A 253-nucleotide genomic window follows, 5' to 3' on the forward strand; every position below is an offset into this window, starting at 1 on the left:
GGGGCAGATTCGAACTGCCGAACCCGAAGGAGCGGATTTACAGTCCGCCGCGTTTAGCCACTTCGCTACCCCTCCGAAACTTACATGGTGCCGGCTAGAGGACTTGAACCCCCAACCTACTGATTACAAGTCAGTTGCTCTACCAATTGAGCTAAGCCGGCGTATATTATTAAGATAAATGGTGGCTCGGGACGGAATCGAACCGCCGACACGAGGATTTTCAGTCCTCTGCTCTACCGACTGAGCTACCGAG

General features: G+C 53.4%; 1 tRNA gene. It reads right to left on the bottom strand.

The features are described from left to right. Positions 1-85 precede the first annotated feature (85 nt). Positions 86-161 (bottom strand) — tRNA-Thr (locus JDS82_RS29265). Positions 162-253 lie beyond the last annotated feature (92 nt).

The organism is Bacillus cereus group sp. N14, from assembly GCF_016483555.1.
Taxonomy (GTDB): Bacteria; Bacillota; Bacilli; order Bacillales; family Bacillaceae_G; genus Bacillus_A; species Bacillus_A wiedmannii.